The sequence below is a fragment of the Brevibacillus sp. HB1.4B genome (assembly GCF_013284285.1).
GTDB lineage: Bacteria > Bacillota > Bacilli > Brevibacillales > Brevibacillaceae > Brevibacillus > Brevibacillus porteri.
Genome location: NZ_JABSUT010000015.1, coordinates 47,038 through 71,929 on the forward strand (window position 1 = coordinate 47,038; position 24,892 = coordinate 71,929).

Genomic DNA, 24,892 nt, shown 5'->3' on the forward strand with positions numbered 1-24,892 from the left:
CCTATCTACTCCCCTCTATTTTCAAAAAAACTGCCTAGCTCTATTTCAATTTGCTTGCCCTTGAAGTCTACATCCTGCAGTTTTGCAAGCGATACATATTCATCTACCAAACGCTCAGAAACATCCGCTGTTGTTTCTACCAGTACGCCGCACCCTACTACGGTTGCACGGAATTCCTGCAACAGATCAATCATGCCCCGCAATGTCCCGCCAGCTTTCATAAAGTCATCCACAATGAGGACGCGAGACTGCTCGGCCAAACCGCGGCGAGCGAGTGACATGGTTTGAATTCGTTTACTGGAACCCGATACATAGTTAATGCTCACTACTGAACCTTCAGTCACCTTGTTGTCACGGCGCACAATCACAACAGGCACATTCAAAAACATAGCCGTCGCATACGCAAGTGGAATCCCCTTTGTTTCCACCGTCATAACGACATCCACATTTTTATCCGCATAAGCGGTTGCAAAGAGCTTTCCGATCTTCGCCATCGTTTGTGGATTCCCGAGAATGTCGGACATGTACAAGTATCCACCTGGCAAAAGTCTCTCTGGATTAGCGAGTTGACCGATCAGTTCGCGCATGAAGTGAAGGGCCTCTTCCGTTTTGACCTGTGGAATATACTTCACTCCGCCTGCCGCTCCCGCCACCGTTTTCAACAAGCCTACCCCTTGGACTTCAAAAGCCTCTTTGATGATAGACAAGTCTTCACTGATGGATGATTTCGCTGCGCCGTATTGTTCCGCGAACAGAGTGAGAGGAGTCAGCGTATGGGGATGGGCGAGCAAGTGCTGCGTCATATCAACCAGACGTGCACTTCTGCGCAATTTCTTCATGGCTCTTCCTCCAAAACCGAATATTATGCTGATAATGTATCATTTCCATACGGGTTTATGCAAGTATTTCCCCATCTTGAGCGCCTAACATTCGGACAACAAACACATCTTTGACAAAACCTCGCAACGCGTTGTAGATCCGATGTACTTTCGCTTCCTTTTGCACAAGAGCAAACACAGTAGGACCACTGCCAGACATCAGGACACCATCTGCCCCCGAAGCGACCATGAGATCCTTGATCTGTCTTACTTGTGGATGGAGCGATAGCGTGACGTTCTCCAACACATTCCCAAGAGATTGGCACATGAGTGAAAAGTCTTGAGTCGCGATGGCTTGCAGCATTTGTTGGGTATCGGGATGATTATCGATCTGGGCCACACGCAGGTTTCCGTATACATCCGGGGTAGATACTCCGATAGGCGGCTTGGCTAGAATGACCCAGCACGGTGCAGGCGCTCCCAGATGCGCAATCTGTTCGCCACGCCCTGTCGCCAACGCTGTTCCTCCATAAACGCAAAATGGCACATCAGAGCCAATTTCTGCTCCGATTTTGGCCAGCTCATCTCTGGTCAACCCGAGATTCCACAAATGGTTCAAGCCGCGTAGTGTTGCTGCTGCATCACTACTGCCACCTGCCAGTCCAGCCGCAACCGGAATTTGTTTGTCGATATACAAGTGTACGCCCTGGCGTACTTGAAATTTTTCTTTCATGAGCGTTGCCGCTTTATATGCGTGGTTACGGATATCATCCGGTACGAAGCTGGCAGAACAGTCCAGCGTAATCTCACCATCTTCGCGTAGAGTCATGTCCACACGATCTGCCAAGTCTACGGTTGTCATCACCATTTCCACTTCGTGATAACCGTCCGGCCGTTTGGCAAGCACGTCGAGAGTCAAATTAATTTTGGCCGGAGCTTTGACCGAGATACGCACGTAATTCACCTCTGCCTACTTTCTAAATTTCCTAGTCTCTTATTGTAGCATAGGCAAACTCTCCCATGCCACTTGATCAATTAAAAAGAATAGGATCGAGATCATTATGGGTATTTCGAAAATTCAGCTCTCTTTACAGAAAAAAAACCGGGTTGCCCCGGCCTTGTCAACGAGTGTTTATATGGTGAGAAACGTCCGTACGATCAAACTAAATGCTACAATCGCTTAGCGGCTAATGCTTCCTCAGCAAGCTGAACAGCACGCTTGACCATGTTACCCGCATCCCGTGTCGTGATGCCTCCCCAACCCTCGGCTTTTACTGTATCGTAAAACCCAAGCTCTTTGGCCAGTTCCATCTTAAACTGCTCTGACATCAGTCCTCGTCTGCGACCCATAGCACCCTCCTTCTCGTTGACAGGCTTAGTGTGCTCTATGCTGCTCTTTTTATTGCCTCAACCAAATGTTCAGAGCTTTTCGATATAAAAAACAAAACAGTAGAACCCAAAAGGGCTCTACTGTTGTACAAATGTGATGCGGATGTGCTCGTTTTCGCGGCACACCGTCAATTCTACTGTTTCCGTCAAGATGTCAGCATAGCTGTAAGATACCCGCTCAAAGAGTTGGTCGTCATCCAGCTTTACCACAAACACAGATGGGTAAGTTTCTTCGAGGATGCCACTACGTTCAACGGTTTTGCGGCGACCGCCATTAGCCTTCAGCAGGATGCGCTCACCGATGTGTCCGTCTAAACTGCGTTTAATGTCAAGTAACGCGTTTCTTGCCATTGTTCCATCCACCTCGCTTACATCTATTATAACAGCTCACTTATATTTTGTCAAAGAAATAAAAAATTATAGCAACCCTGTAGATATTTTGTCAACGGGGTTTTTTTCATAAAAAACGTAGATATTTGTCAAAAGATATGCATAAAGGGCATAAATACACAAAAACCCCCATTCTTGGGTGATCTCGCCCAAAAACAAGGGGGTCGTCTACACGATTTATGTAATCAGTCCGCGGCGCATACCTTCGTTCGCTAGGCGGGCAAATTCGTCCAAACTGAGTGTTTCACCACGTCGAGTCGGATTGATCCCGATGTCAGTGAGCATCTGTATTACTTCATCCTTTTGGGTTTTAGGAAACAGTCCGTTCATTAGGTTGTTCAACAACGTCTTACGGCGCTGCGCAAACGAGCTGCGTACCACCCGGAAAAACACATCCTGGTCGTCTACTTCCACTGGAGGACGATCCCTTACCTTTAAGCGAATCACTGCCGAGTCGACATTCGGACGCGGAATGAACACACTTGCAGGCACAATCATCGCTACTTCTGTTTCTGCATAGAATTGAGCTGCGACTGAAAGAGAGCCATAGTCTTTCGTTCCTGGTTTGGCTGCAATTCTCTCTGCCACTTCCTTTTGAATCATGACCACGATGTTTTCGAGGGGCAATCTCTCTTCCAACAGCTTCATCAGGATGGGGGTCGTCACATAGTAAGGCAGATTCGCCACTACGCTCAGCTTTTCCACTCCTGTCATCTTTTCTTCTATTAACTTCTTCAGATCCAGCTCCAGTACGTCCCCATGAACGACTTCAATATTTTCATAGGGTGACAGCGTGTCCTGCAAAATAGGCAAAAGACGCTGGTCAATTTCGATCGCCATTACTTTTTTGGCTGCTCGTCCCAATTGCTCCGTCAGCGCACCGATACCGGGCCCAATTTCAATCGCTCCCTTTTCCTTGGTAAGGTCTGCCTCTGAAACAATGTTATGTAAAATGTTGGTGTCTATCAGGAAGTTCTGGCCCAGACTCTTCTTAAAAGAAAAGCCGTACTTCTCCAATATTTCTTTTGTACGCGTAGGTGTCGCAATATCCTTGCCCGCTATTTGGGTCATGGCTTACTCCCTCTCTTTGTTGATAGCCGTAATGGCCGCTTCGAATTCTGCTCGACTGATTTGGAAGGCATTGAGCCGCTGCAGCATTTGCTTGGCGTTGGCGTATCCGATCCCCAATGCTTCTCCCAGCTTAATTCTGCGATCTTTAGCATCTACTCCGGACGTAAGGCCATTTGCCAACAGATCGTCTGAGGTAATCTCTCCAGCCGTTTCCGCCATTTCGGTACGCACCTCTGAAAGCGCACGAATAATCACGTCAGGTGACGCGTTCTCAACGCCGATGTCGCCCTTTTTGGTCCCGTCCTCCTGGGTAATAAATGCGTGCTTGCAGCCTGGAACCGACTTGCTAATAATTTTTCGGATGCGCTCCCCTTGATAATCAGGGTCTGTAAAAATAATAACACCGCGTTTTTGTTGCGCCAGCCTGATTTTTTCAATCGTTCTTTTATGAATGGCAGAACCACCAGTTTCAATCGTATCGGCATTAACCGCACGCTTGATTGCTGCGGTATCGTCTCGTCCTTCCACCACGATGACTTCCTTGATCTTCATCATGTGCTCCCACTTTCGTACAAAGTCGGTACGATACTAGTGTTCCAAAAAAAACCGTACCCAAAGCCAAAAATACATGTAACATTTGGTAAAAAAGATCGTCTAACTAACAAACAGCTTATCACAATAACCATGTAGGAAACAGAAGAACAGGAGCAATCGCTCCTGTCCTAAGGCTTCTGTGGTCCAATGATATATACAGTTTTGTTTCGCTTGCGACCGAATTTCCTCGCCTCGGATTCCGTGCCTACGAATACGTCGATTTTGCCACCTTTCATGGCACCACCCGTATCTTCAGCTCGACGATACCCAACACCTTCAATGTACACCCACCATCCATACGGAATGACTTTAGGATCTACAGCGATTGTGTGACCTGTCTTGGCTTTTACCCCTGTCGATGTGCGTCCATATCCCGGAGAGCTTGGGTGTTTGCCACCTCCCGAAGGAGTATAAGCAGTCAGGGTAACCCCGTTCAGTACTTTTTTCGGCCTAAACACTTTTCCACCACGTGATACCGGACCCGCTGCTGAAGCAACCAGGACCCGATCTGGTTGACCCTTTTTCTGCAACGTTGGGACTGCGGTACCCACGGCTACGACATTATCTTTCTTCGGTACAAGTACATCTTTTTTGACCAGATCACGGGAGACTTCTTTTCCATCTTCCATGACTAGCTTATAGTGTGCAATTGCCTTACCTTCTTGCCCGCTCTGTAATACGCGGGTCTTACCTTTTTCCAGCGCTGGATCATTTTTGCGTATTTCTTGAAAGGTGACTCGCTCATCGACTTTTACCATTTTCTCAACAACCCGCTTTACGCTGATCGAGGAGTCCTTGGTAAGTGTAGCGGTCAATACCGGTTCTACCCGGTCCTTCTCACCTAGCACGATGCCGCCGTCCTTCAACGCACCAGCAACATCACGACTAAGTGTCTCTATCGTTTTTTTCTGCCCGTCAACCTGGATTGGTATGGACCAGGTTGTATATAAAGTAATGAGTGCTCCGTCTTTTAGCTTCGTCTCGGGGGTCGGTTGAAGGGAATCCTTTTCCGTTACCGTAATGTTTCGCTCGGTTAAGAACTGCTCAACGGTCTTGGCTTTTGTAGCGACCGTCTTGCTTTCTCCGTCCAACGAAAAAGTGACCTGTTTTGGCTGAGTAGCCTGGGCAGAGAAATAGCCAATCATGGGAACGAGCACAAGAGCAAGGCAGCCAAACATGACTAGCCCACGATTCTTATACCTTTCCCATATCGCGCGTAACTCCATTTCCCACACTCCTTTTCCTAGAAAAGCGCAAGGCTCTTCTTGTCTAGCCAGGTAAGGGTCGATGTAATTGCACTAATATTCTGGAAGTGGCCGGTACTTCACAAGGTCGGCTTTGATTGTATTTCACTTTCCCGGCTTTGTCAAATTTACCCTCCCTTTTGGCTGAAGCGATAATGGTACCAGACTAGCAAAATAGGCATGGCGAATGGTAGCAGAAACCTGTCGAGAAGCCATGTCGGATGGACAATAATCGTTCGACACATTGTTCATCGTATGCGTCGACAAAATAGAGTAGAACCCGGTTACATAACACAAAAAAAACGGGAAATCACGTAATCAATCGTGATTTCCCGTTTTTATTAACCATTCATGCGAAAAAGACGTCTGGCGTTGTCTGCGGTAATTTGTGCCATTTCCTCGTAAGACAAACCATGAATGTTCGCCATTTCCTCACAGACGTAGCGCACATATCCACTCTCATTTCGCTTCCCGCGGAAAGGATGCGGAGTGAGATACGGGCAATCTGTCTCTATCAACAGCTTGTCTAGCGGTACCTTCGCTGCTACTTCTTTTGGCTGCTTGGCATTTTTGAATGTAAGCGGACCACCGAACGAAATATAAAAATTCATATCGAGTGCCTGCTTCGCTGTTTCCCAGCTGCCAGAGAAGCAGTGCATGATGCCGCCAACATCTGCTGCCTTCTCTTCCTTCAGGATCGTTAAAACGTCTTGGTGCGCATCGCGATTGTGGATGATGATCGGCATGTCGAGCTTGCGAGCCAGACGAATCTGCTTGCGAAACACCTCTGCCTGCACATCACGTGGCGACGTATCCCAGTAGTAGTCCAAGCCCATTTCACCCAATCCCACTACTTTCGGATCACGACTGAGCTCCTCGATCCATTCTAGGTGTTCGTCTGTCATGTCCTTGGCGTCTTGTGGATGCCAACCGATGACGGCGTAAATAAAGTCATACGCATGAGCCAAATCCATGCAAGTTGGAATTGTTTCAGCGTTGAATCCGATGTTCACAATTGTACTGACGCCATTTTCTTGCGCACGAGCAATGACCTCTGCACGATCTTCATCGAATTCCTTCGCATTTAGATGAGCATGGGTTTCAAATAACAAGATGGGTCCTTCCTTTCCTTGCCCTCGTTACTTCACGATTGCTCCATTTGGCATACTTGGGTCAACAGTCGCAAGTGTCAACTGATCTCCTGCCGATGCTGCCAAGATCATCCCTTGAGATAGCTCGCCGCGAAGCTTCACTGGCTTCAGGTTAGCTACGAGGATCACTTTTTTGCCGACCATATCTTCTGGGGAGTAGTATTTCGCGATACCAGAAACAACCTGGCGCTTCTCGTAGCCAAGATCCAATTGCAGAACCAACAGTTTGTCAGCATTTGGATGCTTGGCACATTCCACTACCTGTGCGACGCGCAGCTCTACTTTTCCAAAATCGTCGATGCTAATTTCTTCTTTTGCATCAGCTGGTTTGTCCGTTGCTGCTTCTGTTTGGTTAGTGTTTGTCTCACTCACAGGTGCTTCCCCTTTCAAAGCTGCTTGCTTTTTCTTGTTTTCCTCTGCTTGGCGACGTGCCTCTGCTGTCGAATCGTCGATGAAAGCCAGTTCTGCTTGAACATCCAGACGAGGGAAGAGCAGTTCCTTGCGGCTAACGGTGCTTCCAGCAGGCAATCCACCCCATACACTTGCAGATTCCCAGCTTGTTGCTTCTTCATTGCCCAAAATACCCAGTTGGTCCCAAATTTTCGCTGGTGCTTTGGTCATGAACGGTTGGATCAGCACGGAGCTAATGCGGATGCTTTCCACCAAATTGTACATAACGGTTGCCAGACGACCTTTGGTTTCTTCGGTTTTTGCCAAATTCCAAGGCATGGTCTCGTCGATGTATTTGTTTGTACGTCCCACCAGTTCCCAGATGTGAGCCAGTGCATTGGAGAAGCGCATTTCTTCTATGTGCTCTTCCACCAGCGCTTTCGTTTTCATCGCGAGGCCGATCAAGCTGTCATCCGGCTCTCCTGCATCCTGTGGCGCTGGAACGATACCATCGAAATATTTCTCAATCATCGTAGCGGTACGGCTCAGCAGGTTTCCGATGTCATTAGCCAAGTCGTAGTTCAGGCGCTGTACGAACGATTCTGGCGTGAAGATGCCATCCTGACCGAAGTTGATTTCACGAAGCAGGAAGTAGCGAACGCCGTCAGAACCGTAACGGTCGATCAAAACCTTCGGATCAATGACATTGCCCTTGGATTTTGACATTTTTCCATCTGGCATCAGAAGCCAGCCATGACCAAAAATTTGTTTTGGCAATGGGATATCCAGTGCCATCAACAGGATTGGCCAGTAGATCGTATGGAAGCGCAAAATGTCTTTTCCAACCATATGAACATTGGCAGGCCAGAAGTTACGATATTTGCTGTCATCCTCGGACAAATAGCCGAGAGCAGAGATATAGTTCGTCAATGCATCGATCCATACGTAAATGACGTGCTCTGGATCGCTTGGCACCTTGATTCCCCAGTCAAATGTACTACGGGATACAGACAAATCCTGGAGACCTGGCTTCAGGAAGTTGTTGATCATTTCGTTGCGGCGGCTCTCCGGCTGAATAAATTCAGGGTTTGCTTCGATGTGCGCAAGCAGTCTGTCCTGATACTTGGACATGCGGAAGAAGTAGTTTTTCTCCTTCACTTTTTTCACTTCGCGACCACAGTCTGGGCAAGCATACCCGTTGTCCGTTTTCGCTTGGGTTTCTGTCCAGAAAGCCTCGCAAGGTACACAGTAGAAGCCCTCATACTCGCCCAAATAAATATCACCTTGGTCGAGCAGGCGCTGGAACACTTTTTGTACAACCTCTTTATGACGAGGCTCTGTGGTACGGATGAAATCGTCATAAGAGATGTCGAGCTTTTGCCACAGGTCCTTTACCCAATCGACAATCGGGTCGATGAATTCAAGCGGTTGTTTGCCATCCTCGGCAGCACGCTCTTGGAGCTTTTGACCATGCTCATCTGTCCCTGTCAGGTAATACACATCATAGCCGCGCAAACGCTTATAACGAGCCATAGCATCACACGCGATTGTGGTGTAGGCGTTACCGATGTGGAGTTTGTTACTCGGATAGTAGATCGGTGTTGTGATGTAATAAGTAGGTTTCATTGCAACTATTCCCCTCCTGTTTACGTTTATTAAAATAAGGAAAAGCCCACCCCAAAAAAATTGGGGCGAGCTCTATCTCGCGGTACCACCCAAACACTCCGTCCCCTCACGGAGAACAGACTTGGTGAGTCAAAACATGACTCTACCCGTAACGTGGGCATACGTCACAGACTACTAGGTACGGTCAATGCCGTCACTGTTCATCTGCAAGACTCAGGGTCCATGTTCAGCTTGCTCACTTATACCGGTTTTCAGCTACCCCGGCTCTCTGAAATAAGGAGGATCGGCTTACTCTTCCCATCATGGTCGTTTGGTATCATTTGCTGCATTTATCCTCTATTGTACACGACCAACCTGTTTTGTAAACATCCTCGGCAAGCCCATTTTCCTAAGGAATTTTATCGCTTGCTTCATACCAACTTTACAAATTACAAGAAGAAAAGAGAAAACTTGGAGTTTTTGTCGAATTGCCTTGATGTGTTTCGACATTCATCGACTTATTCGACACCCAATAATCCCAGTAAATTTTATCCATAAAAAATTTCCATATCGCTTCCAATTCTTTGAGAAACACTGATTTAACGGCATTTTCGTTTTGAAAAAACATTTTTCTTTTCAAGGAATTGTCAAAATCATGTTGACACCTTTGGGAATGGCTGGTATGATTATCCCAACAGAAAATGTCGAATATTGACGATAAATGATGAGTGTATAACAATAGCATCGACATATACAGTTTTTGGGAGGAGATTTTAACTATGATGAAATCAACCGGTATCGTTCGCAAAGTAGATGAATTGGGTCGTGTTGTTATTCCAATCGAATTGCGCCGCACTCTGGGTATCGCTGAGAAAGATGCTTTGGAAATCTACGTTGACGGAGAGCGCATCATCCTGAAAAAGTATGAGCCTGCATGTATCTTCTGTGGAAACGCTGACAAAGTATCTCACTTTAAAGGTAAAATCGTGTGCCAAGATTGCCTGACAGAAATGCCTGTTAAACGCTAATATCATTTGATTACATAAACATGCCTTTGTGGGACGAGCCTCACAAAGGCTTTTTGTTTGCTATTTTTTCTTCAACAGCGCTCGGAAGAAGAACAGCCTAGGCGCATACAAATCAGAATAGACCACATCAGCCGGCATTTCAAAGGATACATCGTTAGAAAACTGTAGCCCAACCTCCGACAAAACTTGCTGCAGTCGCACTAAATTGATCAGCGGGTAATCAAAAGTGAGTACAAGCTGCCCATCGTCTTTTAACACTCTGTGCAATTCGCGCAACGCTTGCACCATAATCGGGTCTTCGAGATGCTCAAGAACAGAAATACAAAAAACCGTATCAAACTTTTGATTCGAGTACGGCAAGTTGGTCAAATTGGCTCGACAATAATGAATACCGTCAAAATAATGCGCAGGCAAGCTGTCTGCTACTCTTTTTCCAATTACGTCCACAATATCTTGATAGATCGCTTCCTTAGACAGAATCCGATTATCGAGATCACAAGCGTGTACTTCTCGACATTGATCAGCCAAATAAAATTTGAATGGATGGCATATCCCGCATGCCGAATCAAGCACAACATCATTCGGATTGGCAAATTGCTTGGCCCAGGCATATTCGTACGGTCTACTGTTCCATGTAACCGGCAGTGTAAAAATGAAGTGATCGTCTTTTTCATCTGTATTCACAATAAAACGAGAATCACGTATACTCACTGCTGATTCCCCCTTCCTTCCCTTCCGAAAACACCGTCAACGCCCATTACCATCGTATTCACGTACACCGTCGACATGACGAAAAGAAAAAAAGCCGACCGTATCGGCCAGCTTTGCTCACTCATTGCCTTCTATTCACGATGATATTCGTTGTAAACATCTCGTTTGGATACGTTTCGATCATCGGCTGCTTGCTTGATGGCTTCCTTTTTCCCCATGCCTTGTGCGCAGTAATGATCCACGTGCTCCACGATACTCAGCGATTGCCACCATGTATCATCGACTTCCGCTTCCAGTGGTCCGGTGTTCCCTTCGACAATGACACAAAACTCACCGCGCACCTCGCCGCTTCTGAGCCATTCCAGCAGCTCGTCCAACGTCCCACGCACAAATTCCTCGTAGCGCTTTGTCAGTTCTCTTGCCAGGACAGCTCTCCGATTCCCCCACGCCTCCCGCATGGCAGCAAGCGTCTTTTCCACTCGATGGGGAGCTTCATAAAAAATGAGCGTTTCTGGATATCGCTTCAATCGTTCCAGCTCTTCACGTCTTTCTTTGTTTGCCCGGCCTATAAATCCGCAAAATACGAAGCGATCAGTAGGAAGACCGGAAGCAATCAAAGCTGTCAACGCCGCATTGGCACCTGGAACGGGGATAACAGGAAATCCCGCTGCGGTCGCATCTCGTACCAGCTCCGCACCCGGGTCGGAAATAGCCGGCAAGCCAGCGTCGCTTACCAAGGCAATCTTCTTGCCCTCGGCAAGCCACTGCAACAGCCCATTTCCACTTGCTTCCTTATTATGCTCGTGATAGCTGACCGTACGTTTTTCGATTTGAAAATGATTCAGCAGCTTTCTTGTCTGGCGCGTATCTTCACACGCGATGACATCGACTTCACGCAACGTATTTAGACACCGCACCGTGATATCATCGAGATTGCCGATAGGTGTAGCCACCAAATAAAGGACTCCTGCTTCTTCTGACGCAAAACTGCGTTGCACATTCATTCGGAAGCCCCTCCAATCAATTCTTCTTTTTTCTTGCGCGTTAATCGTTTGATGCTCTCTTCACGCTTGAGACCCCAGGAACGGTCTGCTCCTTCTTCCCAATAGAGCAGCTTCACTGGCCCGCGGCCTCTCGTATACTTGGCACCTTTTCCTTCATTATGAGCAGTCAAGCGGCGGATCAGCTCTGTCGTATATCCAGTGTAGAGTGTCCCATCCGCACAAGACAGGATGTAGACATAGTGACTCTTACTCGAGGGAATCTCGTCTGCCATAATAGATTTCCTGTAGTTCTTCACAGTATTGCTCTCCATTTTCATACACAATCAGCGGCGGCTGAATTCTCAGCTCCGGCTTTCCACCCCTTATTCCCTCGATCAGAACCATATTCGGCTCTGCTTCCTTGCGCGGGTAAACCAGACGCATCCGTTTCGGCTCGATGCCGTATTGGCGCATAAGCGAAATGATGTCGATCAAACGTGTGGATCGATGCACGAGCGCCAGCTTTCCGCCGTTTTTTAGCAACTGACTCCCCACGCGAATGACATCCTCCAAGGACAGCATAATCTCATGCCGGGCGATCGCAAAGTGCTCGCTGATGTTTTTCTCCCCGCTCGTCGCAGGCATATACGGCGGATTGCACGTGATCAAATCGAAGTTCCCGTGCCCGAACAACGACACCGCATCCTTTACATCGCCATGATGCATCGTAATTCGTTCGTTCAAACCATTCAACGTCACATTGCGGCTTGCCATGCTGAACAAACGCTCTTGAATTTCGATTCCATCAAAACTGGCTTCTGGCGTACGCGTGGTCATAATGAGTGGTATCGCCCCATTGCCCGTGCACATATCCAATACTTTTCCGCGCTTTGGCACCGATGCGAATCGCGCTAAAAGAACCGCGTCCATCGAAAAGCAAAACACTTCGTGGCTCTGGATTATTTTCATTTCATGTGTCAATAAATCATCGATGCGCTCTGCTTCGTAAAGCGGCACGTTGGTGACAGGTTCCATCTACGGCTCGTACTCCCTTTTGTTCTTGTCTTATTATTCCTATCCGGAAAAAAGCGACCTGACACGTGGCCCAGGTCGCTTTTTCATGTGGTGCTGGTTACTCACCGCTTATTTTTGAGGGCCGCCGCTCAGGAATGAGAGACAGAACAGGCAATCCCCTTCTTTTCGCAGGCTGCCGAAATGCACATTGCAAATATGAAATCCTTCCGCGTACAAACGGGCGAGGTTGTCATATCCTTCTCCGACCACTGCCTTTTTGGCTTTTTCCTTCGCGACAGGGCTTGTTCCCTTTTGTTTTGCTTGGGCGCCGGTCTTTTTCCTGTCTAGTCGGTTGCGAAGGTGCTGGTTTTCAACGAGTAATTGGGCGTTTTCCTCCATCAAAACAACGATGACGTCTTTCAGTTCACCAATTTCTTTATAAAGGTCACCAATACGTTCTTCAATGCTCGCCATCTTGACGAAGATTTCCCGTTTGTCCACTAGCTCACCTCTCCCCTACCCCCACGCTTTATTCAAAGGTGGGGAGACCTATCGCAATCTCATCCAATCCAAATTCGGTGACACGCTTGTCGATTGAAAGCTCTACTTGGACAGATTGATCAAGTACGTTTACGGAAACGACTCGTCCATTTCCCATCGGGGTGGTGACCATTTTGCCAATGTCCGGCATCTCATCCTTCGAGCTTTCATAGTTGTCGTTCTCGTATTTTAAACAGCACATCAACCGGCCGCATAGACCAGAGATTTTGGCTGGATTCAACGAAAGATTTTGGTCCTTGGCCATTTTGATCGAGACAGGCTCGAAATCGCCGAGGAACGTCGAACAGCAAAGCAACCTGCCACAAGGCCCGATCCCGCCAAGCATTTTGGCTTCGTCACGCACACCGATCTGGCGAAGCTCAATTCGGGTACGGAATACGGAAGCGAGGTCTTTTACCAGCTCACGGAAATCAACCCTGCCGTCAGCGGTAAAATAAAAGATAATCTTGTTGCGGTCAAACGTGTATTCCACATCGACCAGCTTCATATCGAGCTTGTGCTCTTTGATCTTCGTCTGACATACAGCAAAAGCATTCTTGGCGGCTTGCTTGTTTTCATCCACCTGTTTTGCATCTCGCTCGTCTGCCATCCGAATGACCTTTTTCAGCGGTAATACGACATCAGACTCAGCTACTTCTTTTTTGCCAATGACGACCTTACCAAACTCGACCCCTCGCGCCGTTTCAACGATGACGGTGCAGTCTTGCTCAATCGGCAGTCGGTCAGGGTCGAAGTAATATATTTTGCCCGCTTTTTTAAAGCGGACCCCAACAACCTCGTACAAGGGTTATCCCTCCTGGAATTGAAGAACCAACCGCTCAAGAGCCAACTGTGCGTTGGCATTTCGCTCTATCCGATTTTTCGTCTCCATGACCAAATCTATCCCACGCAAGAGCTCAGCTTTTGTCCATACCAGTGCTTGTCCTTGCAGCACATCCTGTTGGTCGCTGTTAATGAGATGGGCATGCCTGCCTACTTGCAAATACAGGATATCGCGCAGCCAAAGGATGAGCAAATCTAAAAAGAGGGGTAGTTCCTCTTTACTTTTGTCGCTCTTTTGCAACATATCATGGATCGTTAAGAGTGCAGATGAATTGCGCTGTTTACACTCCTGCACCAATTGTATCACTAGATTTCTTAGCTGTGCAAACGATTCTGATTGGCTGAGTGTCATGGCTTCTTCCACATTTGTCGTAATGTGGGAAGCAACCTGCGCCATTCCCGCTAAAACGCCCTCTGCACGCAACTTTTCCGCAATCAATTCTGCAGAAAGTGGTGAAAATTGAACGATTTGGCATCGAGATAAAATCGTAGGAAGAATCGCATGGCTGTGCTCTGTCAAAAGCAGTGCCAGTACACCGGCGGGCGGTTCCTCCAGAAACTTGAGCAGACTGTTGGCAGCCTGTGTCGTCATTTTATCGACGTGCTCGATGATATATACCTTGCGTGACGACTCGACAGCGCGCATCGCCATTTCTTTTTGCAATGAACGGATCTGGTCGATTTTAATCGAAGCCCCATCAGGCGTAATAAACAACACATCCGGGTGATTGCCACCCTCTATGCGCCTGCATGTAACACAGGCCCCGCAGGCGTCTGCCTCCCTTTCCGAACAAAAAAGGGACTTCGCCAGATGCAGGGCCATCTGCTTTTTACCTGAACCTTTGGGACCCGCCAGCAAGTAGGCGTGTGCCAGTCGTTCGTTGCGCAAACTATGATACAGCAGTTCCTGTGCTCGTGGCTGCTGAGAAAATCGGGTCCATGTCATGATGGTTTCACACCCACTAAAAATACAAATTGATCAACATGCCGCGGATTTCGCCAATCCTGGCTAACAAATCAATCGTTGGTGCCTGCTCGCTCAAGAGCTCATCTGTCAGTTTGAGCAGCTCTGCATCCACCTCTTTGACGATTTTGTACAGCCTGCTACGGCCACGCCGATTCATTCCTCGTCTATCGTCCAAGGCAATGCCAAACTTCACAGCCTCTTCCATGAACTGCTTGACGAGATTTTTATAAGCATAGAAGTCACGAACGGCGCGGGAACGAGCAAGAATCTGTCCCTGCCTGTCTATGTCTGTCAGTAGCCGGGTAAGCTTCTCCTGAGACATACGTTCGTCTTCTCCTTGAATCATCGTGCCAAAATTCAGCTTTTCCAGTTGAGGATTCTTACGTGAATCCGTCGTTTTAATCAAGTCCAGTTTAGGCCGTAACCCATCACTGATTTTCATATCGCCACCTCCGTCGCCCGATCCAATACAGGGTTTATCCCCGTGAGATCAAGTATATACGAAAGTTGCAAAAAAAGAGAGAAGGAACCACTAAAATGAGTGGAACTCTCCGACATCCAATACGAATACTGCCGCACCACCCACCTGTACTTCCAGCGGATATGGCATGAACGAGTCTACAGCATTACTGAGTGGAGAGACGGGAGTGACCATTTGTTTGCGGGATTTGCAATTATGCGCAATGATGTCGATTACTTCCGGCACGCTTTCGTCAGACGTACCGATCAAAAAAGTTGTGTTACCGGCGCGTAAAAAGCTACCCGTACTAGCCAGCTTCGTAGCACGAAAACCTTTTTTCACCAATTGTTGAGACAGACGACCACTGTCTTTATCTTGGACGACCGCAACTACCATTTTCATCGGCTATCACCCTTTCTCCCATGATCCATTCCCAATTTGACTTCTTCATTGTATGAAAAACACGTAGGCTTGGTACGTTATTTCGCTTAAACATATTATACAGCATGTACATCATCCTGCGGTACAGGGAACCTTATAATCTGTCCAGCAGTGCCTGTAGGGCAGATTGATATACATGTTCCATCGGCTGCTCGGCATCAATCACGACAAAACGTTCTGGGTCGCGTTCCATAACCAGCTGATACCCTTCCCGAACAAGCTCATGGAAACGCATCCCTTCCAGATCGAGACGATTCACTTCGCGTCCACGGGAGGCATTAATCCGCGCCAATCCGATTTCAGGCTGTACATCAAAGAACAAGGTCAATTCCGGCATGCAATCACCAACAGCAAATCGGTTAATCTGGTAGACAGCATCAATGCCCAATCCCCGCGCATGTCCTTGATAGGCAAGACTACTGTCGATAAAACGGTCGCACAGTACCAGCTTGCCCTCTGCCAAAGCAGGTAACACCTTTTCCGCTAAATGCTGGCCACGGGCTGCCGCATACAAGAGAGCCTCGGTTCTTTCATCCATCTGTGTGTGGGCCGGATTCAAAATAATTTCCCGGATTTTTTCGGCGATATCAATTCCACCGGGCTCACGAGTCAAAAGTACATCGACTCCCCGCGCCTTCAGCTCTTCGTACAGCTTGGCGATGACGGTGGATTTTCCGGCCCCTTCTCCGCCTTCTATCGTAATAAATCGGCCTTTCTTTCCTGTTGCCACTTCCATACTCCTTCCACCCCTGTTGTAGCAGGCCAGTTGCTTAGATTATCGTAAAACCTGTATCGTTTGTAGCTGGTCGTCCTGTACGCCATGGAATCGCGTTTGTCCTCTCGCCAATTCCTTCAGCATGATCAGACTTTCTTCATCGATCCGCTCGCCTGGCACCAACACTGGAATCCCTGGCGGATATGGAATCACCATCTCTGCCACAATGCGTCCCAGAGCCTGCCCCAAAAGAATCGACTCCCTTGGGCAGTCAACGGCTTCATGCATCGGCAATGCCTGCTCGCGCAAATAATGGGAAGACACAACTCCCGTCAAAAGAACGCGTTCCTCCCCTGGTTCTACTTGTGGCGCCATCGTTTCAAAAAGTCTCCACAAAGCGTCCAAGTCACGGGAGGATGTCCCTGTCGAGGCTGCAAGGAGTACATGAGAGTCATCCGCCAGCTCCGAGAAAATCCCGTGCTTTTCCATCCACTTCTGCAACTCAAATCCACTGAATTGGGCCGTTCGCAAATGGAAAAATAGCTTCAACGGGTCAAGCGTAGCGTATACGCTATTCGTGGACAACCGCGGCCAATCCAGCCAGTCCAGTCGATCGAGTCGCTCTCGAAACTTGTCCAAAAGTGGCAACAACCTGTTCCACTCTTCGGTCGCCGCAAGCGCCATATGACGTCTGGCTAAATCGAGTGAAGCCATCAGCACATACGACGGGCTGGAAGACTGAAGCATAGCGAGATGACGGAACAACCGTTCACGATCAATCCGCTCCCCCTGAATATGCAACATCGAGGACATCGTCATCGCTGTTCCCATTTTGTGTGTCGATTGGACCGAAGCATCCGCACCTTCTTGCATAGCAGAACGCGGAAAGGCAGGATGAAACCCGTAGTGGGCACCGTGAGCTTCGTCTATCAAAAGCGGTACATCAAACCGATGAACCGTAGCCGCCATTTTCGCCAAATCAATACCCATTCCATAGTAGGTAGGATTCGTCAAAAACACTGCCTTGGCATCGGGGTGTGTAAGCAACGCACGCTCTACATCTTCGCGCCTTACACCCGCAGCGACTCCTGTTGCCAGATCGACAGCAGGTACTAAAAAGATCGGGGTTGCTCTTGCCATCATAATGCCGTTGAATACAGACTTATGGCAATTGCGTTGTACGAGAATCTTGTCGCCCGGTCTGCATACCGTCATGATGAGAGCGATATTTCCTACTGTACTTCCCCCGATCAAAAACTTGGTCTGTTCCGCATGGAAGGCTTGCGCCGCCAAATCCTGCGCTTCTGCAATGACACCTTGTGGCTGATGCAGGTCATCTGTCCCGCTAATTTCCGTTACATCCAGCTCCAATATGTCTTGAAAGCGATTTTTGGCATGGTTGTCAAAGCTGTGGCCCATTTTATGTCCTGGCACATGAAACGGATGCGGCCGATGCTTGGCGTGCCGTTCAAGCTGTTCATAAAGGGGCGCACGCTTTTGTCGCTCCCGAAATTCAACATCTCTCTCCAACACGCGCGACTCACGTCCTTTATTTTTATTCCCCTATTTTAGCATGATTTGGACACGCATGAGGCCAGCAAAAAAAAGACACCGGAATGCACCGATGCCTTCTTTCTTCACGCATCTTTTCGCAACCAAATGCGTCTCATCTGATGAATAAAAAATGGATACTTTTCATCCTGTACATCGGTATTGACCATTTCCTGTTCGCACCGTTGACAGATAAACTGCTCACAAATGGCGATTCCGTCATTCTGCTCCTGTTCACAGACGATACATCGCTGAGCAACTTTTTCCATAGTGAAAACGCCTGCCCTTTTCCTCAATATATCAACCATTATACCCTATTATAATCAGCATCATTCCCAAACGTTCGTGTTTTCGCCGATAGCTCGGTAGGCTTGGAAGTAGGACTGGGCTTCCTGCACAGGGAAGCAAGCTGCCGCATCAATGACGTAGGACTGCCTCATCGCGTCAACCAGCTCGGGTAACGGCAGCTCTGCAATGGTCGTTCCCGCGGCATTTCCGATCACGAGCAAATCCGCATCCTTTACAGCATCCTGCCACGAATCGTATAGCGTCCAACCCATCATCCTTTTGTTCGGAATTGGCTTGTCCTCTCCGGTGTACACCGCAACGTCTTTTTCAGCCAACCAGTCAGAAGACATATGCTCCCATAGCCAGTCCTCTCCCCAAAGTACGATCCGCTGTATATTCACTTTTTGTAGAACGAGCCTGCACTCTTTTTCAAGCCATCGAACGATGAAGGAAGAGTCTTGACGGGAAGGATAGAGCCAGCCCTGACCGATTCGTTTGTCCATACCGAGCGCGCGACTAACTTGTAGCAGAGAAATTCCTTTCTCATCGCAACTGGCACCAAGTTCGATGTAGAACTGCTCCTTCCACGCCAAATAGCGCGGTAATTGCCGAAGCACTTCATCCACCTCACGCATCCCGCATACCATCGATACCAGTGAGTAGCGAGCGAGGTGTTTACAGAGAAACCGCATCCATCTCCCATTGGGTTCCCCTCCAAGCAAAGCACGCTCGTGAGTAAATAACGCCATGCGAATGACCTCATGCTCCCCGGTGTGCTCGTATTGGGCATGTAAAGTATTCGCCCAGTCGTATGGCACGTCGCTTCCGTAGACAAGTGTGAGCCATGGCCCCGTTCCCAGCTGTTGCGTCCTTTCCTGCAAAAGCTTGCCATCAGTCTCTTTTGTCAGTAAAAACCCATCAGCGACTTCATCTGAGGAATCTGTTTGGTAAACAGACAGCTCAATCCCACATGCTCCGAGCTCATTGCCGAATCTGTTTACGACCTCCTCTGAAATGACCCATAGCCTCACGCTTTCCTTCCCTCCTCATCACACCCTACCGAATCAGTTTCCATATCGTTCCTTTTATCCTACCCATAACAAAAAGCCGTCAGTCCAGTCATGCTAGACAAACGGCTTGTTTCATTCCTTGTATGAGCTTTCTCAAGATTTGCGACTGTGCGATAATGGAAACGCAGACTTTCATTCATCCAGACCGCTGTAAAAGGAAGTGACTTCTCATGAAGGAAACCGCCGCCCATACGATCTATAGCTACAAGCTGCTCCATCGTTTTCGCTGGCGATTCGTCGGCTACCTTTTTCAACTGTTGTTACTAGGCTTGTCCCTTATTTCGCACTCTTTCATACTACAAGTACCCGCTTATACGCTGATTGTGACGTTAGCGATTCTACCTGTAATACCGATCTGTCATTTGGTTTTATTTCGACTGTATGCCCTTCTACGCGGCCATAAGCCAAAGACAACTGCCGATATGCTCGTCTCTCCGTGGTGGGGTGCAGGCTATCCACTTCCCATCCCGCTATCTGTCTATCGGGGCAGTGAGCTCACGGTAATCGTGGGAAGCATGGCGATAGCAGCCGGGGCTTATGTGTGGCTTTCGAAAGGATACGCGCTCACCTTGATCACCGGAACGTTGATCGTTGCGCTGCCACGCCTCCTCGCCCTCCTGGCTTCCTTTCGTCAGCCAAGTCGTAGCCGGGTGAAATACGAGGATCGCGGCGTTGCTTTTTTGCTTACCGATGGATAAGCGAATCGATACACCTTTACATAACCCATAGCTTGATGACAATCAACGCCGCCAATCCAGGCAAGCGGAGAAGTCCGACGAGCAGAGCCGTCACCGGGTTGATCGGGATGTGGAAGTTAGCCAACTCTCCAACCAGATTGGTGAAAAACAGCAATAGTGCGCCAATTACGACTTGCATGATCCCAAATCCAATCCACCTGATTGGGCCCGTGACAGATTTGCTGGCGGCAATCACCAGCAAAATCCCAACTACAATCAGTGCTATAACCCACCCTGTAGTCATCGGCTTTTCCTCCTATGCCTGTTGGCGATTCCTCTCGCGCTTTGCTTGCGCGAGCAAATACATATACCGCTTTTCGGTCACATGCAAATAATAAATGACATCATCCAAACCGCCATCCGGTTCACTGATCTCCACAAGATGGCGAGCATGCTGCCAGTCCATTCGCGCCTGATTGACTGCCACATCCAAGCTCGCTTCATTCCATTCCACCACGAACCGCGCTTTTTTTCTCCACCTACTCACCTGCAAGCTTCCCCCTCAGTGAAAGTAGTAAAGTACTCCTGTCATGTTGTTCACTGCATGCAACAAAACAGCTCCCCAAATTGATTGGTACCGATGTCGAACGAATCCGAGTAGAAGTCCAATGACAAAAAGCGGAGCGAACAGAGCGATATCCATATGAAGAAGCCCAAACCAGAAACTGCTCAGGAAGATACCCATAATGGGCCCGATTCTCCGAACCAGATAAGTCTGAATCACGCCGCGAAACAAAATCTCTTCCGCAATCGGAACCAATATGCCAATGACCAGAAGTGAGGTGAGCGCCGCCAAAATATCCGTTTCTTTCGCCTGCACAATCTCTTTTTCGATCAGCTGCTCTCGCTCTGATGACAGAGACAGTCCAAACCAGTCCGCAATCGGGTTAGTCACCACCGCATCCAGCACCAGTGCAATCAAAAGAAACAGAGCAGCGAGCATCAACAGCATCCGGCCTAGTCGTACAGGTCGGCGAACGCCGATTTCCCCCAGTCTTCCACAAAACCACAACGGAATCAAAATCAACAGGAACAGTTGAAAAATAGCTGATTCCAATATCCCTCCGATCGTACCGGTGGAAAAGAAGGTACCTTCCAGTAAAAACCCATACAACAGTAGTACGCCTGTTTGAAACACATGCAGCCAAGCAACAATATGAAGTACATCATTCCCTGTGAGTTCGTCATATTGCCATAGCCATGACGTCTTCTGCCGTCTTTCTCGGAGCAAGCTCACAATAAAACCAACGGTCGCAATGAAGCTAAATACCGTCACTGCAAATGCAAGTAATCCTAGCCATACCTCCGGTTGCCCGATGGTGGTAGCGACCCACTTTCCGTCTTCCCCCTTGTGAAAACGTATCATGGATAGCTCCGCAGCAAACATGAGCCAATACCCAATAAACAGCATGATCGCCCATGGAGTGGACTTTTGTCGCCGTATCCCACTCGCAAGCGACAGTCCTGGTCCTGTCAGCATCTCCTCACGCTCCTATTTCACTGTATGTCTCGTCCATTCAAAAAAGTCCGGCATTTCTATCAGGATTGCAAAGCTTTTATCTGTGCTTCTGCTACTTGCTTGAGATATTCATTGCGCGTCCGCAAAAACCGCGTCATATACGCCTCCAAGAACAACCAATCCGCGAGCTTCCCCAAAATACCCAGCGGAGATGTGTAGTCAAAAATATCGATCATCCTCGTCTGATTCTCCGTTATCGGAATGAACTCATGCGTGTGATGAAACCGTTTGAATGCGCCAGAAACCATCTCATCCACGAAATAGCGCGGTTCCTCCATCTCTGTGATTTTCACCGTCAAATTCTGCTTGATACCGAAGTGAATGGCTTCCCAGGTAACCGTCTCCCCCAGGTTTATCAGTCCGCTCGTTACTCCCCCAATCGCTTTCTCCTTTGTGCTGGCGGTCGATTCCATATGCAAATCAATGCTTCTGGCAGCATCGAAGCAGTCCTGTCGCGGAGCATCTATCAAAAACTCCATACGAATAACCGGCATACTGCATCCTCCTCTCGAAACGAAAAAAAGACAGGCAGCCCCCGTCTTCTTTTCGTTTCGACTTTTTCAATTTCCTTACAGGTCGCGTCTGCCTTCCAATGCTTTGGTCAGCGTGACTTCATCGGCGTACTCCAAATCTCCACCGACTGGCAAGCCGTGCGCGATACGCGTCACGCGAATGCCAAAAGGTTTAATCAGCCGGGAAATGTACATCGCTGTCGCTTCCCCTTCGATATTCGGATTGGTCGCCAAAATGACTTCCTTCACCTGCTCGTCACCGAGGCGCTTCAACAGGTCGGGAATGCGAATATCCTCCGGACCGATCCCATCCATAGGAGAAATCGCCCCGTGCAAAACGTGATAATACCCTTCAAACTCTCTCGTCTTCTCCATCGCTACGACGTCTCGCGGCTCTTGCACCACACAGATGACTGAGCCGTCACGACGTTTGTCCCGACAAATATGGCATGGATCGAGATCGGTAATATTGTTGCAGACCGAGCAGTAATGAAGCTGACGCTTGGCATTAACCAATGCTTTTGCCAGATCAAGCACGTCGTCCTCTTTCATATTGAGCACAAAAAAGGCAAGCCGCCCAGCCGTTTTTGGACCAATGCCGGGCAATTTCATAAAACCATCAATGAGCTTTGAGACCGGTTCTGGATAAAACATCGCCTACTCCTCTTTTCCTGCCCAATTTTTAGAACAGGCCTGGGATGTTCATGCCTCCGGTAAATTTACCCATTTCCTTACCTACCATTTCATCTGCTTTGCGCAGTGCATCGTTCACAGCAGTGAGCACCAGGTCTTGCAGCATTTCTACATCTTCAGGGTCTACTACTTCTGGCTTGATCACGATGTCTTTAATTTGCTTATGTCCATCGATTTTCACAGTGATAGCACCGCCACCAGCAGAGCCTTCCACGATTCTCTCTTTCAAGCCTTCTTGCGCTTTTTGCATATCTTCCTGCATTTTTTTCACTTGCTTCATCATTTGTTGCATTTGCTGCATGTTTTTCATTGAGGTATCCTCCCTAAATGGTTATGAGTGTATGATTTAGTCTTTGACTTCAACAAGACCTTCTCCGACAAGCTTGATGGCTTCCGCCAAAAACGGGTCCTCTTCTGGCTCATCAGAAGCGTCTTTTTGACCAACCTGCTGGTCTACACTTTGCCACTCTTCCTCCATGACAGACAAGAGCTGCAGGGGCTTGCCCAGCACAGTAGACATAACGCGCTCGATCACGCTCCGAAGCTCTGCCTCCATCGTCTTATCGCAATGGATGGCACTGTTGAAGGTTACGACAACAGCATCATTGCCGGCAGCTACTGGTTGACCATTGACTAGCCAAGCCTGGTACTGGATCTTGATCTTTTTCAGTTCAGTCAAAATTTGACTCCACTGCCCGCGCACCTGTCTCGCCAAATTCTCATCCATGGCCTTCGCGACTTCCCTGACTCTATTCATCGGGGTTCGTGATCCACCAGAAGCCGCGGCTATGCGCCTTGGCTCGTTCTTGCGCGTTTCTTCGGCCTTTTGTTGGCCGGGAATGCTCACCTGACCTTGCATCACTTGAACCAAACGCTCTTCCAAAACGCGGATGCGATTGGACATCGCGGTCAGTTCCTCGCTGTTAACGGGTGAGGCTCCCATAGATTCCGTCGCATTCGCATTCGCATTAGGCTGGCACATTTTGGCAAGGGTCAGTTCAACTAACACCCTTGCATAGGTCGACCATTTTAATTGCGACAAAGCCTGATTGCAGGTCTCAATCGCTGCGTAAAGCACCGGAAACGAGTACAGCTTTGCAACCTCTGCAAACTGATCATCAATCATGGTCCGCTCGACAATCTCTTCCAACTGCGGCGCTGTCTTCAATAACAGCATATCGCGGTAATAGTAGAGGAAATCGTGCAGGAACTGCTCTGGGTCCTTCCCTTGCACCATGACTTTATCAAATTGCTCCATGACCTGTGCAACATCGTTTTCGGCAATATGTCGCGCAAGCACAGAAAAGTAAGATTGGGCAACTGTGCCCGTAATCTGCATAATATCACTAGCACGAACCTCGTCCTTGCTATAGCTAATCGCTTGGTCCAACAAGCTAAGAGCATCACGGGCTCCACCTTCAGCCATCTTCGCTACGAGCTGCAGGGCCTGCTCCTCCACCTGCACCCCTTGTGATTGGCAAATCTTTTGCAAAAGATCGACCATCACTCTCAGTGGAATTCGGTGAAAATCAAAGCGCTGGCAACGAGAGATAATCGTCGCTGGCAGCTTGTGCGGCTCTGTTGTCGCCAAAATAAAAATGACGTGGGACGGCGGCTCTTCGAGGGTTTTTAACAAAGCGTTAAATGCCTCTGTCGTCAGCATATGCACCTCATCGATGATGTACACTTTATACCTGACGTCGCTCGGGGCAAATTTCACTTTGTCGCGAATGTCGCGGATCTCTTCAACACCACGGTTGGATGCCGCGTCGATTTCCAGCACATCCGTTACAGAACCGTTGGAGATGGCTCTACACGTATCGCATTGATTGCATGGTTCGCCATCTATGGGCTGCTCGCAGTTCACTGCTTTCGCCATAATTTTGGCTGCACTTGTTTTTCCCGTACCTCGGGGACCGTTGAATAAATAGGCATGGGACAGCCTATTTTCGCGTAAAGCATTACGCAAGGTTGTCGTAACATGCTCTTGTCCGACTACGTCTTGAAAAGTCTGCGGTCGGTATACGCGGTATAGCGCGGTATAAGCCATGTTCGTGTGACACTCCCCATCTGCACAGTCCTCTTCTATATCCTATTCAGTATACACGATTGCCACCGTTCGTACAAAGTGAACGGACATGTCTCACAGAAAAACGCCCCGTTCACAA

The 24,892-nt window shown here is 48.5% G+C and carries 31 protein-coding genes and 1 other annotated feature; of the genes, 2 read left to right on the forward strand and 29 right to left on the reverse strand.

Annotated features, from left to right (window positions below; all coding sequences use genetic code 11):
* Positions 1–5: 5 nt before the first annotated feature.
* The 9 genes from purR to metG all read right to left on the reverse strand — a co-directional run bounded on the left by purR (position 6) and on the right by metG (position 8,673).
* The gene (gene purR, locus HP398_RS27630; protein ID WP_007719934.1) at positions 6–839 is read right to left on the reverse strand and encodes a pur operon repressor; all 834 of its coding nucleotides are present in this window, start codon (positions 837–839) and stop codon (positions 6–8) included.
* Between the two features lie 55 nt (positions 840–894).
* The gene (ispE, locus tag HP398_RS27635) at positions 895–1,773 is read right to left on the reverse strand and encodes a 4-(cytidine 5'-diphospho)-2-C-methyl-D-erythritol kinase (RefSeq protein WP_173624250.1); all 879 of its coding nucleotides are present in this window, start codon (positions 1,771–1,773) and stop codon (positions 895–897) included.
* 215 nt (positions 1,774–1,988) lie between these two features.
* The gene (locus HP398_RS27640; protein ID WP_017246937.1) at positions 1,989–2,168 is read right to left on the reverse strand and encodes a small, acid-soluble spore protein, alpha/beta type; all 180 of its coding nucleotides are present in this window, start codon (positions 2,166–2,168) and stop codon (positions 1,989–1,991) included.
* A gap of 117 nt (positions 2,169–2,285) precedes the next feature.
* Entirely contained in the window at positions 2,286–2,558 is a 273-nt protein-coding gene (gene veg, locus HP398_RS27645; protein ID WP_005830485.1) for a biofilm formation stimulator Veg, read from the reverse strand.
* 216 nt (positions 2,559–2,774) lie between these two features.
* A complete protein-coding gene (rsmA, locus tag HP398_RS27650) occupies positions 2,775–3,668 on the reverse strand; it encodes a 16S rRNA (adenine(1518)-N(6)/adenine(1519)-N(6))-dimethyltransferase RsmA (protein ID WP_017246936.1) in 894 nt (297 codons plus the stop codon).
* A gap of 3 nt (positions 3,669–3,671) precedes the next feature.
* On the reverse strand, positions 3,672–4,220 hold the full coding sequence (gene rnmV / locus HP398_RS27655; protein WP_017246935.1) for a ribonuclease M5: 549 nt from the start codon (positions 4,218–4,220) through the stop codon (positions 3,672–3,674).
* 170 nt (positions 4,221–4,390) lie between these two features.
* Positions 4,391–5,488, reverse strand: coding sequence for a resuscitation-promoting factor (locus HP398_RS27660; RefSeq protein ID WP_069852563.1), 1,098 nt, complete (start codon positions 5,486–5,488; stop codon positions 4,391–4,393).
* A 359-nt stretch (positions 5,489–5,847) separates the two neighbouring features.
* Positions 5,848–6,618, reverse strand: a complete 771-nt coding sequence (locus tag HP398_RS27665; protein ID WP_017246933.1) for a TatD family hydrolase — start codon at positions 6,616–6,618, stop codon at positions 5,848–5,850.
* Between the two features lie 27 nt (positions 6,619–6,645).
* The gene (gene metG / locus HP398_RS27670) at positions 6,646–8,673 is read right to left on the reverse strand and encodes a methionine--tRNA ligase (RefSeq protein ID WP_017246932.1); all 2,028 of its coding nucleotides are present in this window, start codon (positions 8,671–8,673) and stop codon (positions 6,646–6,648) included.
* A gap of 58 nt (positions 8,674–8,731) precedes the next feature.
* Positions 8,732–8,986: a binding site (T-box leader), on the reverse strand.
* 445 nt (positions 8,987–9,431) lie between these two features.
* Between metG and HP398_RS27675 the strand changes: the two genes are divergently transcribed.
* Positions 9,432–9,680, forward strand: a complete 249-nt coding sequence (locus tag HP398_RS27675) for an AbrB/MazE/SpoVT family DNA-binding domain-containing protein (RefSeq protein ID WP_007719913.1) — start codon at positions 9,432–9,434, stop codon at positions 9,678–9,680.
* 60 nt (positions 9,681–9,740) lie between these two features.
* Here the strand turns inward: HP398_RS27675 and HP398_RS27680 are convergent, their stop codons facing one another.
* From HP398_RS27680 to HP398_RS27740, 13 genes are all read right to left on the reverse strand, one after another.
* A complete protein-coding gene (locus HP398_RS27680; RefSeq protein WP_017246931.1) occupies positions 9,741–10,391 on the reverse strand; it encodes a class I SAM-dependent methyltransferase in 651 nt (216 codons plus the stop codon).
* A gap of 131 nt (positions 10,392–10,522) precedes the next feature.
* Positions 10,523–11,395 carry a 16S rRNA (cytidine(1402)-2'-O)-methyltransferase gene (gene rsmI / locus HP398_RS27685; protein WP_173624228.1) on the reverse strand — a complete coding sequence of 291 codons (873 nt, stop codon included), beginning with the start codon at positions 11,393–11,395 and terminating at the stop codon, positions 10,523–10,525.
* Entirely contained in the window at positions 11,392–11,667 is a 276-nt protein-coding gene (locus HP398_RS27690) for a GIY-YIG nuclease family protein (protein WP_017246928.1), read from the reverse strand. The genes rsmI and HP398_RS27690 overlap by 4 nt, the downstream gene beginning before the upstream one ends.
* A complete protein-coding gene (locus HP398_RS27695) occupies positions 11,642–12,409 on the reverse strand; it encodes a tRNA1(Val) (adenine(37)-N6)-methyltransferase (RefSeq protein ID WP_173624229.1) in 768 nt (255 codons plus the stop codon). The genes HP398_RS27690 and HP398_RS27695 overlap by 26 nt, the downstream gene beginning before the upstream one ends.
* A gap of 108 nt (positions 12,410–12,517) precedes the next feature.
* Positions 12,518–12,889 carry a DNA replication initiation control protein YabA gene (gene yabA, locus HP398_RS27700; protein ID WP_017246926.1) on the reverse strand — a complete coding sequence of 124 codons (372 nt, stop codon included), beginning with the start codon at positions 12,887–12,889 and terminating at the stop codon, positions 12,518–12,520.
* A 28-nt stretch (positions 12,890–12,917) separates the two neighbouring features.
* Positions 12,918–13,733, reverse strand: coding sequence for a PSP1 domain-containing protein (locus HP398_RS27705; protein WP_017246925.1), 816 nt, complete (start codon positions 13,731–13,733; stop codon positions 12,918–12,920).
* Between the two features lie 3 nt (positions 13,734–13,736).
* The gene (holB, locus tag HP398_RS27710; protein WP_069852552.1) at positions 13,737–14,717 is read right to left on the reverse strand and encodes a DNA polymerase III subunit delta'; all 981 of its coding nucleotides are present in this window, start codon (positions 14,715–14,717) and stop codon (positions 13,737–13,739) included.
* 16 nt (positions 14,718–14,733) lie between these two features.
* Positions 14,734–15,180 carry a YaaR family protein gene (locus tag HP398_RS27715; RefSeq protein WP_007719898.1) on the reverse strand — a complete coding sequence of 149 codons (447 nt, stop codon included), beginning with the start codon at positions 15,178–15,180 and terminating at the stop codon, positions 14,734–14,736.
* 90 nt (positions 15,181–15,270) lie between these two features.
* Complete coding sequence (locus tag HP398_RS27720; protein WP_007719896.1) at positions 15,271–15,600, reverse strand: cyclic-di-AMP receptor; 330 nt, start codon at positions 15,598–15,600, stop codon at positions 15,271–15,273.
* A 133-nt stretch (positions 15,601–15,733) separates the two neighbouring features.
* Complete coding sequence (gene tmk, locus HP398_RS27725; RefSeq protein ID WP_017246923.1) at positions 15,734–16,375, reverse strand: dTMP kinase; 642 nt, start codon at positions 16,373–16,375, stop codon at positions 15,734–15,736.
* Between the two features lie 39 nt (positions 16,376–16,414).
* Positions 16,415–17,887, reverse strand: coding sequence for an aminotransferase class I/II-fold pyridoxal phosphate-dependent enzyme (locus tag HP398_RS27730; protein WP_173624230.1), 1,473 nt, complete (start codon positions 17,885–17,887; stop codon positions 16,415–16,417).
* Between the two features lie 104 nt (positions 17,888–17,991).
* A complete protein-coding gene (locus tag HP398_RS27735) occupies positions 17,992–18,174 on the reverse strand; it encodes a sigma factor G inhibitor Gin (protein WP_007719893.1) in 183 nt (60 codons plus the stop codon).
* 60 nt (positions 18,175–18,234) lie between these two features.
* On the reverse strand, positions 18,235–19,224 hold the full coding sequence (locus tag HP398_RS27740) for a hypothetical protein (protein WP_173624231.1): 990 nt from the start codon (positions 19,222–19,224) through the stop codon (positions 18,235–18,237).
* A 209-nt stretch (positions 19,225–19,433) separates the two neighbouring features.
* On the opposite strand from HP398_RS27740, the gene HP398_RS27745 reads away from it, so the two are divergent.
* Complete coding sequence (locus HP398_RS27745) at positions 19,434–19,961, forward strand: hypothetical protein (RefSeq protein WP_173624232.1); 528 nt, start codon at positions 19,434–19,436, stop codon at positions 19,959–19,961.
* Between the two features lie 16 nt (positions 19,962–19,977).
* Here HP398_RS27745 and HP398_RS27750 read toward each other — a convergent pair whose 3' ends face one another.
* The 7 genes from HP398_RS27750 to dnaX form a co-directional block, all read right to left on the reverse strand.
* Entirely contained in the window at positions 19,978–20,244 is a 267-nt protein-coding gene (locus HP398_RS27750; protein WP_007719887.1) for a pro-sigmaK processing inhibitor BofA family protein, read from the reverse strand.
* A 12-nt stretch (positions 20,245–20,256) separates the two neighbouring features.
* On the reverse strand, positions 20,257–20,487 hold the full coding sequence (locus tag HP398_RS27755) for a DUF2508 family protein (protein ID WP_012683849.1): 231 nt from the start codon (positions 20,485–20,487) through the stop codon (positions 20,257–20,259).
* 15 nt (positions 20,488–20,502) lie between these two features.
* On the reverse strand, positions 20,503–21,480 hold the full coding sequence (locus tag HP398_RS27760; protein ID WP_017246918.1) for a CPBP family intramembrane glutamic endopeptidase: 978 nt from the start codon (positions 21,478–21,480) through the stop codon (positions 20,503–20,505).
* A 59-nt stretch (positions 21,481–21,539) separates the two neighbouring features.
* Entirely contained in the window at positions 21,540–22,013 is a 474-nt protein-coding gene (locus tag HP398_RS27765) for an SRPBCC family protein (protein WP_106836613.1), read from the reverse strand.
* 75 nt (positions 22,014–22,088) lie between these two features.
* The gene (gene recR / locus HP398_RS27770) at positions 22,089–22,685 is read right to left on the reverse strand and encodes a recombination mediator RecR (protein WP_017246916.1); all 597 of its coding nucleotides are present in this window, start codon (positions 22,683–22,685) and stop codon (positions 22,089–22,091) included.
* A gap of 28 nt (positions 22,686–22,713) precedes the next feature.
* A complete protein-coding gene (locus HP398_RS27775; protein WP_026042919.1) occupies positions 22,714–23,025 on the reverse strand; it encodes a YbaB/EbfC family nucleoid-associated protein in 312 nt (103 codons plus the stop codon).
* Between the two features lie 45 nt (positions 23,026–23,070).
* The gene (gene dnaX / locus HP398_RS27780) at positions 23,071–24,774 is read right to left on the reverse strand and encodes a DNA polymerase III subunit gamma/tau (protein WP_017246914.1); all 1,704 of its coding nucleotides are present in this window, start codon (positions 24,772–24,774) and stop codon (positions 23,071–23,073) included.
* Positions 24,775–24,892 lie beyond the last annotated feature (118 nt).